The 13,167-nt window shown below is 67.2% G+C and carries 14 protein-coding genes and 1 pseudogene; 9 read left to right on the top strand and 6 right to left on the bottom strand.

From position 1 onward, the window contains the following. From ACFWPK_RS13820 to ACFWPK_RS13830, 3 genes and pseudogenes are all read left to right on the top strand, one after another. Window positions 1–546: pseudogene (locus ACFWPK_RS13820) on the top strand (serine hydroxymethyltransferase); the annotation flags it as partial. Between the two features lie 152 nt (window positions 547–698). Continuing rightward, complete coding sequence (locus tag ACFWPK_RS13825) at window positions 699–911, top strand: hypothetical protein (RefSeq protein ID WP_378915301.1); 213 nt, start codon at window positions 699–701, stop codon at window positions 909–911. A gap of 4 nt (window positions 912–915) precedes the next feature. After that, window positions 916–2,214 carry a hypothetical protein gene (locus tag ACFWPK_RS13830; protein WP_378915303.1) on the top strand — a complete coding sequence of 433 codons (1,299 nt, stop codon included), beginning with the start codon at window positions 916–918 and terminating at the stop codon, window positions 2,212–2,214. Window positions 2,215–2,220: 6 nt separating this feature from the next. Here ACFWPK_RS13830 and ACFWPK_RS13835 read toward each other — a convergent pair whose 3' ends face one another. Continuing rightward, window positions 2,221–3,204, bottom strand: coding sequence for an LLM class F420-dependent oxidoreductase (locus ACFWPK_RS13835; RefSeq protein WP_378915305.1), 984 nt, complete (start codon window positions 3,202–3,204; stop codon window positions 2,221–2,223). 41 nt (window positions 3,205–3,245) lie between these two features. Further along, window positions 3,246–4,421 (bottom strand): FAD-dependent monooxygenase, encoded by a 1,176-nt coding sequence (locus tag ACFWPK_RS13840; protein ID WP_378915307.1) that lies wholly within the window; start codon window positions 4,419–4,421, stop codon window positions 3,246–3,248. A gap of 109 nt (window positions 4,422–4,530) precedes the next feature. On the opposite strand from ACFWPK_RS13840, the gene ACFWPK_RS13845 reads away from it, so the two are divergent. Continuing rightward, window positions 4,531–5,280 carry a TetR/AcrR family transcriptional regulator gene (locus ACFWPK_RS13845; protein ID WP_378915309.1) on the top strand — a complete coding sequence of 250 codons (750 nt, stop codon included), beginning with the start codon at window positions 4,531–4,533 and terminating at the stop codon, window positions 5,278–5,280. A 9-nt stretch (window positions 5,281–5,289) separates the two neighbouring features. Next, entirely contained in the window at window positions 5,290–5,709 is a 420-nt protein-coding gene (locus tag ACFWPK_RS13850) for a limonene-1,2-epoxide hydrolase family protein (protein WP_378915311.1), read from the top strand. Here ACFWPK_RS13850 and ACFWPK_RS13855 read toward each other — a convergent pair whose 3' ends face one another. Further along, window positions 5,710–5,982: a hypothetical protein gene (locus ACFWPK_RS13855; protein WP_378915313.1), complete on the bottom strand. Its 273-nt coding sequence runs from the start codon at window positions 5,980–5,982 to the stop codon at window positions 5,710–5,712. 308 nt (window positions 5,983–6,290) lie between these two features. Here ACFWPK_RS13855 and ACFWPK_RS13860 point away from each other — a divergent pair, with 308 nt between their 5' ends. From ACFWPK_RS13860 to ACFWPK_RS13870, 3 genes are all read left to right on the top strand, one after another. Next, the gene (locus ACFWPK_RS13860; RefSeq protein ID WP_378915315.1) at window positions 6,291–7,685 is read left to right on the top strand and encodes a PhoH family protein; all 1,395 of its coding nucleotides are present in this window, start codon (window positions 6,291–6,293) and stop codon (window positions 7,683–7,685) included. A gap of 185 nt (window positions 7,686–7,870) precedes the next feature. Then, window positions 7,871–8,497, top strand: a complete 627-nt coding sequence (locus ACFWPK_RS13865; protein ID WP_378915317.1) for an LGFP repeat-containing protein — start codon at window positions 7,871–7,873, stop codon at window positions 8,495–8,497. Between the two features lie 82 nt (window positions 8,498–8,579). Next, the gene (locus tag ACFWPK_RS13870; protein ID WP_378915318.1) at window positions 8,580–9,434 is read left to right on the top strand and encodes an acyl-ACP desaturase; all 855 of its coding nucleotides are present in this window, start codon (window positions 8,580–8,582) and stop codon (window positions 9,432–9,434) included. 53 nt (window positions 9,435–9,487) lie between these two features. Here ACFWPK_RS13870 and ACFWPK_RS13875 read toward each other — a convergent pair whose 3' ends face one another. Both ACFWPK_RS13875 and glpX read right to left on the bottom strand, forming a co-directional pair. Next, a complete protein-coding gene (locus ACFWPK_RS13875; RefSeq protein WP_378915320.1) occupies window positions 9,488–10,888 on the bottom strand; it encodes a class II fumarate hydratase in 1,401 nt (466 codons plus the stop codon). Between the two features lie 165 nt (window positions 10,889–11,053). Next, complete coding sequence (gene glpX, locus ACFWPK_RS13880; protein ID WP_378915322.1) at window positions 11,054–12,097, bottom strand: class II fructose-bisphosphatase; 1,044 nt, start codon at window positions 12,095–12,097, stop codon at window positions 11,054–11,056. Between the two features lie 127 nt (window positions 12,098–12,224). On the opposite strand from glpX, the gene ACFWPK_RS13885 reads away from it, so the two are divergent. Next, window positions 12,225–12,791, top strand: a complete 567-nt coding sequence (locus ACFWPK_RS13885; protein ID WP_378915324.1) for a DUF4245 domain-containing protein — start codon at window positions 12,225–12,227, stop codon at window positions 12,789–12,791. A 13-nt stretch (window positions 12,792–12,804) separates the two neighbouring features. Here ACFWPK_RS13885 and ACFWPK_RS13890 read toward each other — a convergent pair whose 3' ends face one another. Next, on the bottom strand, window positions 12,805–13,113 hold the full coding sequence (locus ACFWPK_RS13890) for a hypothetical protein (RefSeq protein ID WP_378915326.1): 309 nt from the start codon (window positions 13,111–13,113) through the stop codon (window positions 12,805–12,807). Between the last annotated feature and the right edge of the window lie 54 nt (window positions 13,114–13,167).

Raw genomic sequence — 13,167 nt, forward strand, 5'->3', positions numbered from 1 at the left:
TTCGCCAAGAAGCTCAACTCGGCGGTCTTCCCCGGCCAGCAGGGTGGCCCGCTCATGCATGTGATCGCGGCGAAGGCTGCCGCGTTCAAGATCGCTGCTACCGAGGAGTTCGCCGACCGTCAGGTTCGTACTCTGTCGGGTGCCCGGATCCTCGCCGAGCGTCTGACCGGTGCTGACGTCAAGGACAAGGGTGTTTCCGTCCTCACCGGCGGCACCGATGTGCACCTGGTCCTGGTCGATCTGCGCAACTCCGAGCTCGACGGTCAGCAGGCCGAAGACGTGCTCCACGAGGTCGGTATCACCGTCAACCGCAACGCGGTCCCGTTCGACCCGCGTCCCCCGATGGTGACCTCGGGCCTGCGTATCGGAACGGCGGCTTTGGCGACTCGTGGTTTCGGTGATACCGAGTTCACCGAGGTAGCCGACATCATCGCCGCCGCGCTGGCTGGCACCTCCGATGTCGACACCCTGCGTGGTCGTGTCTCCAAGCTGGCTCAGAGCGTCCCGCTGTACCAGGGCCTCGAAGACTGGCGCCTGCTCGGCTGAGCCGGCCCCCACACGAAACGCCCTCGCCGACCGATACTTTCGGTCGACGGGGGCGTCGTCGTGACAGGGGATGGTCGGTATCGATTGTCGGAACGCACAAAGTTCCGGCGAATTGCCTACGTGGCTAATGGAATACGGCATGGTCAGTCCGTATGAAATATCGACGTGCGCTCGCGCGCGAGGTCGGCGGGGAGGTGCACGCGTTCGAGCTGCTCTCCGAGGCCGAGGCCAGGGAGCTGATCGAACTGTTCCGGGCCGCGCGAGCCAACGAGGTGCGGGCACTGCGCCGGGCCATCGATGCCGCGCTCACCGCGATGCCCGTCCCCCTGCGCAAGGTCACCCGCAAGATCATTTTCGGCAGCTGAACCGATGATCGAGACCGAACTGGAAGCCCAGACCCAACTCGTGGTGCTCGCGCGCACCCTGCAGGTGCCGCCGCAACACCTCGCGCCGCTGGCTCGTCTCGGCGCGGTCCATCTCTCGGCGATGCAGCGGCAGATCCTGCGCGCGCTGCACGCCGAGCACGCGGACATGTTCCGGCGGATCGGCCCGGTCGTGCCGATCTTCCCGGTCGCTCTCGGTGTCGCGCTGTTCGAGCGGGTGGTGCCGCCGGTGGTCGCGGCCAGATTCCTCGGGGCGGTCGGCGTCAAGTATCCCGAGAAGTGCGCGCAGGCGTTGTGCACGGTCGACGCCATCTACGCGGCCGACGGCGCACCGTTTCTCGACCCCGACGTCTTCGAGCAGCTGATGCGGTACGGCAGGCCGGAGCCGATCACCCTCATCATCAACGAGCTACTGCGGCGTCGCGACTATGTGACAGCGGCGCGGTTCCTCTCGGTGGTGAACGAACCCTTGGTCGCGGCATTGGAGCAGACCGTTCTCGACGATGCCGGTCTGGTCTTCACCGCCGCCTACGCCTACCCCGCGCACACGCTGAGCCGGATAGTCCGGCAATTGCTCGCGGGCCCGCGCGGGCGGGTACCCGGCATGCTCCAGACGGTGCTGGCCGGTCCGCCCGCCCTGCATCACGCGATGCTCGCGTTCTTCTGCAAGGTCGCCCCCGATGTCGCGGCGACCCTCGGCGACATCTTCTTCGGCCGCGGTACCACGCACGAGGTCGGTCGATTCCTGCTCACCGCGGTCAACCGGAACGCCTCTCCCGCCCTGCTCACCGTCATCGGCCGGCTCAATCCGGTTGCCCTGTGGGCACTGTCGACGAACCCGCAATTCGCCGACACCGACGTGCTCGGGGCACTGGTCCGCTCGCTGGACGGTAAGGACGAAGCCGACCCGTGGCGCGGCCTTTTCGCACTCTCCGCCCGCCTGAGCGAACCGGCTCGCCGCCACATCGCCGCCACCCTGGCCGAACTGGACGAAACCTCGGTAGCCGCCCTCCCCGCCCACGCGACCGACGCCACCTACTGGCCCGCCCTCCTGCAGCTGCTCGCCGAATCCGAACCGGCCGCCCAATCCAGAGTCGCCGCGATCTGGTCGCGCCTTCCCCCCGAATGGCAAGCAGGCATCGAACGCCACATCCACGAGAACCGCTACGACACCCGCCTGAGCCGCATCACCAACGCCCTCACCACCGTCACCCCCGAAGAGGTCTTCTTCCGCCGCCGCCAGCAGATCCGCCAACGAGGAGAAGACCACTTCGCATCGTGGTGAGCCGGCTCAGTTCACCAGGGGTCGCAGGGCGCGGCCTGCCTGGTCGATGATGCCGGGTTCGTGGCCGTTGGCGATCAGGTTGACGATGAGGCCGTCGATGCCGTGATCGAGGACCCGGGTTCGGATCTGCTCGGCGACTTCGTCCGGGGTGCCGGCGAATTGGCGGTCGGCCACGGTGGTGCGGCGTTCGGCTTCGGTCATGGTGGACAGGTCGATGCCGAGGCGGGACAGCATGTCGGACTGGGTCTTTCGGGCGCGGTCGCCGTCTTCGTCGACGATGGCCATGGCGAGGAAGCTGGTTTCGAGGGTGGCGGGGTCGCGGCCGGCTTCGTCGCAGCGCTGGTGCAGGGCGTCGAGTTTGCGTGGCAGTTCGGAGGCGTTGCAGATGATGTTGAGGTGGTCGGCGAAGCGGGCGGCCATGCCGAAGGTCTTCTTCTCGCCGCCGCCGCCGAGCAGAATCGGCAGGTCGTCGCGGATGCGTGGCTCGTTCATCGCGTCTTCGGTGCGGTACCACTTGCCGTCCAGGGTGGAGCGCTGTCCGCGCAGCATCGGGGTGATGATCTGCAACGCCTCGTCGAGCCGCTCGAATCGCTCGGTGAACGTGCCGAACTCGAACCCGTACTGTCGATGCTCGAGCTCGAACCACCCGGCCCCGATCCCGAGCACCGCCCGCCCGCCGCTCACCACATCGAGCGTGGTGACGGTCTTGGCCAGCAGTGCCGGATTCCGGTAGGTATTGCCGGTTACCAAGGCCGACAACTGGATTCGCTCGGTCGCGGTAGCGAGGCCGGATAGCGCCGAGTACGCCTCCAGCATCGGCTCCTCGGGCCCGCCGATCAACGGCAACTGGTAGAAGTGATCCATCACGAAAGCGGCGTCGAACCCCGCCGCCTCCGCCTCCCTTGCCTGCGCGATCACCGCGGGAAACAGCTCACGCACCGAAGCGGTGTTGCTGAAGTTGGGCATCTGGTAACCGAGTCGAATGCTCATGAAATCGACCATATGACCTGGAGTGCACTCCAAGTCAAGGGCTACACGCCGACTGTCTGCGGGTAGTCGATCAGGTCGATGTCGTTGGCGGCCTTGTCGCCGTATTTCATCATCATGGTGAAGAAGCGGGATCCGAGGAACCAGTTGCGGACCTTGATGCCACGGGCGGTCTTCGGTGTGAGGAAGCGGCCCGCGTTGCTGCTGCCCGCGATTTTCGCGTAGCGCTTCATGATTCGGTCGTATTCGGCGAACGCGGTGACGTGATCGCCTGCGGCGGCGGCCAGTTCGCCCGCGAGGACGTAGGCGCCGACGATGGCGAGGCCGGTTCCGAAGCCCGCGAGGGTGTTTCCGTAGGCCGCGTCGCCGATGAGGGCGACGCGGCCGCGGGTGTAGGCGCCGTTCATGCGGACCTGGCTGATCGAGTCGAGGTAGATGTCGTCGAAAGCGGCCAGGTCGGTGAGCATGCGTGGGGCGTGCCAGCTCATGTCGGCGAAGGTCGCTTCGATGATGCGGCGTTGGGCAGCGGGGTCGTTGCGGGGGTAGTCGAGTTCGGGGGCGGCGAACATGTACATCTGCTGGGCCTTCGGACCGCCGTCGATGGCGAGTTTGCCCGGGGTGTTGTGGGCGTAGCCTGCCGCTTTGTCGCGGGAAGTGGCCGCATCGCTCCAGCGGCTGGCACCCGCCACGCAGTAGTAATAGCCGAGGTGCGCGACGTAGTCGGATTCGGGGCCGAACGCCAATTTCCTTACCCGCGAATGGATTCCGTCGGCGCCGAGGACGAGGTCGAAGGTGCGGGGCGGGTTGTTCCCGAACCGTACCGCCACCCCGTCGCCGGTGTCGCGCAGGTCGGTGATGGTGTCGCCGAAGAGGTACTCGACGGTGCCTGCGGTTTTGCGGTACATGATCTCGGCCAGGTCGCCGCGCAGGATCTCCACGTCACCGCCGGTGAACTCGCCCGGCATCACCCCGAGCTCGCGCCCGTCCTCGTCGACGAAAACCAGGTCGGTGGTGCCGGTGCGCCTGGCGCGAACCTCGTCGAGAATGCCCATCCGCTCGAGCACTGTGAGGTGGGTCTTGCCCTTGAAATCCACCGCCTGGCCGCCCGCCCGCAGTGCGGGGGCGCGCTCGACGACAGTGACGGAAAAGCCGTATCGGTGCAGCCAGTAGGCCAGGGCGGGGCCGGCGACACTGGCGCCGGAGATGAGGACGGTACGCACGATGAACTCCTGGAAGATCTGTGTCCGATGTAATCTGTATCCGGTAGATACAGATTAGAGTATGGTAGACACAGTTTCGCGTCAAGATGGTTTCCGAGAGGATGGACAGATGCCGCCGCCGACCACAGTCGAGCTGTTGTGGGGGACCATGCAGCGTCCCAAGCGCGGGCCCAAACCCGCGCTCACCCTCGACGGGATCGTCGCCGAGGCCATCGCGCTGGTCGATGCCGAAGGACTGTCCGCGCTGTCGATGCAGCGACTGGCCGAACGCCTCGGCTTCACCAAGATGTCGCTCTACCGGTACGTGCCGGGCAAGGAGCAGCTGACCGCGCTGATGCTCGACGCGGCGATGGGTGAGCCGCCTGATACCGCGGGTTCGCAGCAGAACTGGCGCACAGCTCTGCGCGACTGGGTCGAGGCGATCTTCGCGCGCTACCTCGCACACCCGTGGACGATCGAGCTCACCCTCGGTGTGCGCCCCTTCGGCCCGAACGAGATGGGGTGGACCGAAGCCGCGCTCGCCGCGTTGGCTCAGACCGGCTTCACCGGCTCGGAGAAGCTCGACACGATCGTCGTGCTCAACGGTCACGCCCGCAACCTGGCCCAGCAGGTCGCGTCGATGAGCGGCGACGGCGAACTTCGGTTCACCGAGCAATTCGCCGAGATGATGACCGCCGCGGCAGGCCGCTATCCCGAGGTGCTCGCGGCCTTCACCGAGGAAGCCGCCGCTGCGGCGGGCAGCGGCGGACCGAACGACGCCCTGCGTTTCGGTGTCGACCGCATTCTCGACGGACTCGCCGCGCTGGTCGATCAGCGAAACTTCAGCAGCCCCCTGGTCCCGCCGCGATCGTCGTCCTAGGCTCTTCCCATGACCGACGAGCCGGAACTGCCGGAGCCCGCTGTCACCATCGTTCGCGAATTCTTCGCCGCGCTCGAGCTCAGCGCTGTCGACGAGGCGCTCGATCTCCTCGATCCCGCGATCGTCTGGAAGAACGCCTCACTGCCGTCCGTGCGCGGCAAGCAGCGGGTGGCCGCGGTGTTGCGCGGCCTGGATCGACCCAAGCTCGGGTTCTCCGCGCAGATCCACCACATCGCCGCCGACGGCGACATCGTGCTCACCGACCGCACCGACTACCTGCACTTCGGCCCGGTGCGGATCGGCTTCTGGGTGAGCGGCACCTTCGAGCTGCGCGAGGGCCGAATCCTGCTGTGGGACGACCACTTCAGCAAGGGCAACGTCCTGCGCGGCACCATAGTCGGCGTGGCGAAGGCGATCACCGGGCGCTGACTACCGGCGCTTGCGCAGATAGTCCAGGTAGGTCGGTCGCAGCACGTCGGCGAGTTTTCCGTCGCCCGCGTGGAAGTAGTCGTCGATCATCGGCAGCACGTATTTGATGTCGGCCGAACTCTCGCCCAGGTCGCCCGCCTCGGCGCGAGCCGCCGGGATCGACTTGAGCAGCTCCCACAGGAACTTCACATCACCGTGGCGTACGGCCGTCGACACCGCACGATCGTGCAGTTCCTTCGACGACAGCTTCTCCAGATCCTGGTCATCGGCCATGCCATCGACTCTAGCCCTCGGCGGCGCACTCGTGCCGGATCCGCCCGCGACAGCGCCGGTTAACGACAAATTCACGGACACGTGCGCCGGTCCAGCAGCGCGGCTACGAATTCGGCGGTAGCGTCGGTGATGCGAGTCGCGTCGGTGTGATTCGTACGGGAGGTCCTGACCGTGACTGAGCTAATCAGTGCGAGAGGGTCGGCACCTGGCCCTCGTGGCGGTTGACTCAGCGTCAAACGCCCACAAGGACGGACCGGTCCAGCGAGATCGTTCGCGCGGGTGCCGTGCGAACACATAAGGAGCCCACCGTGACTGCTGCACGCTCCGTTTCCGCTTCCGCGAAGCACACGGCCTCGGCCTCGGCCTCGAGCAATTCGGCCTCGAAGAAAGGGGCTCGCCCCTCACGTTCCGGTCGCAAGACTTTTGTCGTCGACACCTCTGTACTCCTGTCGGATCCCTGGGCCGTCACCCGGTTCGGGGAACACAGTGTGGTCCTACCCCTGGTCGTGATCAGTGAGCTGGAGGCGAAACGGCACCACCACGAGCTCGGCTGGTTCGCCCGCGAGGCTCTTCGCATGCTCGATGACCTGCGTGTGCAGCACGGCAGGCTCGACCAGGCGCTGCCCATCGGCACCGACGGCGGCACCCTGCAGGTGGAGCTCAACCACACCGATTCGTCGGTGCTGCCCGCCGGATTCCGTTCCGACACCAACGATTCCCGCATCCTCGCCTGCGCGCTGAACTTCTCGGCCGAGGGCGAGGACGTGGTGCTGGTGTCCAAGGACATCCCGCTGCGGGTCAAGGCCAGCGCGGTCGGCTTGTCGGCCGACGAGTACCACGCGCAGGACGTGGTGACCTCCGGCTGGAGCGGGATGGTGGAACTCGACGTCGCGGGCGCCCAGATCGATCAGCTCTACACCGATTCGGTGATCGATCTCGACGATGCGCGAGAGTTGCCGTGCCACACCGGCGTTCGGTTGCTGGGCAGCAGCTCGAGCGCACTGGGCCGGGTCACCGCCGACAAGCGGATTCAACTGGTCAGGGAGCGGGAGGCATTCGGTCTGCACGGGCGTTCGGCCGAGCAGCGCATCGCACTCGATCTGCTGCTCGACGAGAGCATCGGGATCGTGTCGATGGGTGGGCGCGCCGGTACCGGTAAGTCGGCGCTGGCGTTGACCGCCGGGCTCGAGGCGGTGCTGGAGCGGCGGACGCAGCGCAAGGTGGTCGTGTTCCGGCCGCTGTACGCGGTGGGCGGGCAGGAACTGGGCTATCTGCCGGGTTCGGAGAGCGAGAAGATGGGCCCGTGGGCACAGGCCGTCTTCGACACGCTCGACGGCCTGGCCAGCCGCGAGGTGCTCGAGGAGGTGCTCAGTCGCGACATGCTCGAAGTGTTGCCGCTGACCCACATTCGCGGTCGGTCGCTGCACGATTCGTTCGTGATCGTCGACGAGGCGCAGTCGCTCGAGCGCAATGTGCTGCTCACGGTGTTGAGCCGTCTCGGCACGGGTTCGCGGGTGGTGCTCACCCACGATGTCGCCCAGCGCGACAATCTGCGGGTGGGCAGGCACGACGGTGTGGCGGCGGTGATCGAAAAGCTCAAGGGACACCCGCTTTTCGCGCACATCACGCTCACGCGCAGCGAGCGCTCGCCGATCGCGGCACTGGTGACCGAGATGCTGGAGGAGTACGGACCGAACGTGTAATCGTTGGCAATCGGGCCGCGTCACGGCCCGAATCCGTTTGATTACCGCAAATGGTGGGTAATATCCGCGAGGACACCAATCCAGCAACGGCTCGGCGAACACTGTTCCGCCGGGCCGTTGCGGATTATCGGCCAGGCTCCATTCCGGGGGCACCCCCCGGTGGGGCCACTCGCGAGAGGATGGATATGAACCACTTCGCTCGACGTACTGCTGCCGGGAGCGCCGCGATCCTGGCCGCGGCGGGTCTGCTGCTCGCTGCCGGTTGCACCGACGAAAACAAGGACAAGGCCAAAGACGCCGTCGCTTCGGTGACCTCCGCCGTCGGCGCTCCGGGAGCGAGCGCCACGACCGAGCCGGGAATGGGCGGGATGACCACCACCCCCGCTGCGGGAACCACCACCGATTCCGATACCACCTCCGGCCCGGCCACCACCGGCGCAGCGGCCGGCGAATCGACCACCGTCTCCACCCCGAACGGTGACATCACCATTTCCGGTGAGGTGTACAAGAAGTACGTGGCGGCCGGCGGCGCGAGCAGCCCGCTCGGCGCACCGGAAGAAGCCCAGGAAGCCGGCCCCGATGGTGGCGAGTACCAGGACTTCACCGGCGGCACCATCTACTGGAGCAAGAACACCGGCTCCCACATCGTGTGGGGCGAGATTCGCGAGGCGTGGGAGGAGAACGGCGGCGCCAACGGCACGCTGGGCTACCCGACCAGCGACGAGAAGGACATCACCGGCGGCAAGCAGAGCGACTTCACCGGTGGCACCATCACCTGGGTCAACGGTGAGACCACGGTGACGCCCAAGTAAGAGCATTGCGCTCCGCCCAGCGCGGGGGCCTGGATCACCCCGTAGGTCCCCGCGCTTGCGCACGAGGTACTAGGTTGTCTGGGTGCAGAAAACTTTGACCGACCGCGAGCTGCTGGATTCGCTCGCGGACGAGGTGGAAATCAACCTGCGTCGCCACATCGAGTTGGCCGACGGCTGGCAGCCGCACGAGCTGGTGCCGTGGTCGGACGGGCGCAACTTCGCCTTCCTCGGCGGCACCGACTGGACCCCGGAACAGTCCGAGCTCAGCGACACCGCCCGGCTCGCGCTGACCGTGAGCGTCCTGGTCGCCGACAATCTGCCGTCCTACCACCGTGAGCTCGGCAAGCACCTGCGCACCGGCTCCTGGTGGCGCTGGGTCGGCCGGTGGACGGCGGAGGAGAACCGCCACGAGATCATGATCCGCAACTACCTCATGCTCACGCGCGCGGTGGACCCGATCGCGCTAGAGCGGGCCCGCATGCAGCACATGACCGACGGCTTCAACCGGCCGCCGATGCACCTGATCGACGTGCTCGCCACCTGCGCGTTCGAAGAGGCCGCCGCCGCGATCCGGCATCGCAACACCGCCGCGCTCGGCGAGAACCCGATCGTCACCGCGATGGCCGAGAAGCTGGCCGCCGACGACGAACTGCAGGCCGAGTTCTTCGCCGTCCTCGTCGCCGCCGCCCTCGACCTGGTTCCCGACCAGGGCGTGCGCGCGATCGCCGATCGGGTCGCCGACTTCCGTGTACCGCACGTGGATCTGCCCGGTGGCGGATCCAGCGATGAGGCGCTGGCCGAGGCGGGCATCTACGACCGTGCGAACGAGGACGAACTGGTGTTCAAGCCGCTGCTGCGGCGCTGGAACATCTTCTCCCGCACCGATTTCAGCGAAGCGGGCGAGAAGGCTCGCGCCGAACTCGCGCACCTGGCCTGAGCTTTTCCACGAACGGGCCGTCACCTCCTGGGCGGTGACGGCCGTTCGGCGTCTCAGCGGTCGACGTCGGCCATGGCCAGCACGTCGAGCTTGCGGTCGAGCTCCTCGAGCGAGAGCTTGTCCGGGACGAGCCCGCGATCGATCACGGTCTGACGGATCGTCTTCTTCTCGCGCAGAGCCTGTTTGGCGACGGCAGCCGCTTCCTCGTAGCCGATGGCCGAGTTGAGCGGGGTGACGATCGACGGCGACGATTCGGCGAGGGTGCGCAGGTGCTCCTCGTTGGCGACCAGCCCGATCACGCACTTGTCGGCGAACAACCGGGAGACGTTGGCCAGCAGGCGAATCGACTCGAGCAGGTTGCGGGCCATCACGGGAATGTAGACATTGAGCTCGAACGCCCCACTGGCCCCGCCGAACGCGATCGCCGCATCGTTGCCGATCACCTGCACCGCCACCTGCGTAACCGCCTCGGGCAGAACGGGATTCACCTTGCCCGGCATGATCGAGCTACCCGGCTGCAAGTCCGGCAGCTGCAATTCGCCGAGCCCGGTGAGCGGGCCCGAGCCCATCCAGCGGATGTCGTTGGCGATCTTGGTCAGGCTGACGGCGATGGTGCGCAGCGCGCCGGAGGCCTCGACGAGTCCGTCGCGCGCGGCCTGGGCTTCGAAGTGGTCATGGGCTTCGCGCAACGCGTCGATTCCCGTGGTACGCACCAGTTCCGCGACGACCTTCGTGCCGAATCCGGCGGGGGCGTTGAGTCCGGTGCCCACCGCGGTGCCGCCGATCGGCAATTCACCCAGGCGCGGCAGGGTGGCCATCGCGCGCTCGATGCCCGCGGCGATCTGGCGGGTGTAGCCGCCGAATTCCTGGCCGAGCGTCACCGGCACCGCGTCCATCAGGTGGGTGCGTCCCGACTTCACCACGGTGCGCCACTGATCCGACTTGTCGAGCAGGGCCAGGCGCAGATGTTCCAGTGCGGGAACGAGTTCGGTGATCACGGCCTCGGTGGCGGCCAGGTGTGTGGCGGTGGGGAAGGTGTCGTTGGAGGACTGCGACATGTTCACGTCGTCGTTGGGGTGCACGGTGACGCCGTCGCGCGCGGCGATCGAGGCGATCACCTCGTTGGCGTTCATGTTCGAGCTGGTGCCGGAACCGGTCTGGAACACGTCGATCGGGAACTGGTCGTCGTGCTCGCCGTTCGCGATCTCGCCCGCCGCCGCGATGATCGCGTCGGCCTTGACCGGATCGAGCAGGCCCAGATCCTTGTTGACCTGCGCGCAAGCGGCTTTCAGCAGACCGAGCGCCCGGATCTGCGCCCGCTCCAGCCCTCGCCCGCTGATCGGGAAGTTCTCCACGGCGCGCTGGGTCTGTGCCCGCCACAGTGCGTCGATCGGGACGCGAACCTCGCCCATGGTGTCGTGCTCGATCCGGTACTGCGCGTCGTCGTCAGCCATACCTCGACCCTAGGACGCGAACCGCCCGAATGGTGCCCCCACGCCAGCGCGAAATCCCACACCCGGACCAGGAATAGTGCCGGTGCAGGCGTCGGGCGAATCTGTGGGCGTGAAAATGCCCCCTCGCTCTGCCGAGACAGTATCGAGGGGGCATCGGATGTCACATCAGGGCAGCGGCGGGTTCGCGCTGTCGTCGCCGTCGAAGTCGACCGAGGAGTACTCGCGCAGCTTCGTCAGGCGGTGGTAGGCGTCGATCATGCGGACGGTGCCCGACTTGGAACGCATCACGATCGACTGGGTCGACGCGCCGCCCGGGTAGTAGCGCACGCCGCGCAGCAGGTCGCCGTCGGTGACGCCGGTGGCGCAGAAGAAGACGTTGTCGCCGGAGACCAGGTCGGTGGTCGAGAGCACGCGGTCCAGATCGTGGCCCGCGTCGATCGCCTTCTGGCGCTCGTCGTCGTCCTTGGGGGCGAGCATGCCCTGCAGTTCGCCGCCGAGACAGCGCAGTGCGGCGGCGGCGATGATGCCCTCGGGCGTACCGCCGATGCCGACCAGGATGTCGACGCCGGACTCGGGACGCGCGGCGGCGATGGCGCCCGCGACGTCACCGTCGGAGATGAGGCGGATGCGGGCGCCCGCGTCGCGGGTCTGCTGGATGAGCTCCGCGTGGCGGGGGCGGTCCAGGATGCAGACGGTCAGATCGGAGACCGACAGTCGCTTGGCCTTGGCCACGCGGCGGATGTTCTCGCCGATCGGGGCGGTGATGTCGATCGAGCCTGCGGCGTCGGGGCCGACGGCGATCTTGTGCATGTAGAACACCGCGGACGGGTCGAACATCGCACCGCGCTCGGCGACCGCCAGCACGGAGATGGCGCCGGGGGACCCGTTCGACATCAGGGTGGTGCCGTCGACCGGGTCGACCGCGAAGTCGACCTCGGGGCCGGTGCCGTCGCCGACGAGCTCACCGTTGTAGAGCATCGGCGCTTCGTCTTTCTCGCCTTCGCCGATGACGACGATGCCCTTCATGGACACCGAGCTGACGAGCTGACGCATGGCGTCGACGGCCGCGCCGTCGCCACCTTCCTTGTCACCACGGCCGACCCACCGGCCGCTCGCCATCGCACCTGCCTCGGTGACGCGGACCAGCTCGAGCGCGAGGTTGCGATCAGGTGCCTCGCGGCGGCTGGGGGCGGGCGAAGATGCCGTCATTGCGGAGTGCCTCCTTGGCGTTGGTGTTACGGGGGCATTGTCGCATTTCGAAACGGCACGCTCGTGCACGACCTCCTGCGATGACCCCTGAGCGGCCTGGTCAGGGCTCGAGTGGATACTGATAGCCGTGTCCCAGAAGAAGCACCGCATTTTCAACGACTACCGCGATCTGTTCTGGTCGTTGATCCCGTTGGTGCTGGCCGCGGTCGTGCTGGCGGGGGTCGCGAGCCAGTGCACGGTGGCCACGAACGGCCCGACACAGGGTCAGATCCCGTTTTTCGACGCCGACGCCGCGCTGACATCGGACGCGAAGTCGCTGTCGTTCCCGATCCGCAAGCCCGCGTTGCCGCAGGGCTGGACGTCGAACTCGGGCAGCCGCGACACCATCGCCGCCGCCGGCGGCGGTGCGGTGAGCACGGTCGGCTACATCACACCGCAGGGCACCTACATGCGGTATTCGCAGACCGATGCCACCGAGGAAGCCTTGTCGCGGCAGGTGCTCGGCTCGCGCTATCCGACCGGGACGCAAGACGTGGCCGGGCAGAAATGGATCGTCTACTCCGAACCGACCGAGGAAACCGGCTGGATCGCCGACCTCGGCGGGGTGCGGATCCTGATCACGGGCGCGGGCAACGAAGCCGCGTTCACCACGCTGGCGCAGGCCGTCACCACCGCCCAGCCGCTGACCAAGTAAGCGCACGACCGGCCTACGTGCTCAGTCGGTAGGACCAGCCGCTGTTGGGTAGCGCGGTCGACACCGCGATGGTGTCCTCGACCGCGGCATCGTCGGCTTTGCCCTGGGCGAGCAGGCCATAGGGGTCGAATTCGCGTTTGACGGCGACCTCTCTGGGTCCCCACGGCTTCATTCCGCCCGCACCGAGGACCGGGGTGTGGGAGTTCGCGATGAACAAGCCCGCCTGCTGCAAACGCTCGGTGATCGCGGCCAACTGCTCCTGGCTCTCGAACTCGAAGACCGGTGAGCCCTGGCAGGGCAGACCGCCGTCGATCCGCTTCATTTCCACGTGCAGCGGGCCGAGCTCGGCGAAATCGCGGTGGACGCCGACGATCGA

This window comes from Nocardia sp. NPDC058519 (assembly GCF_042719755.1).
Classification (GTDB): domain Bacteria; phylum Actinomycetota; class Actinomycetes; order Mycobacteriales; family Mycobacteriaceae; genus Nocardia.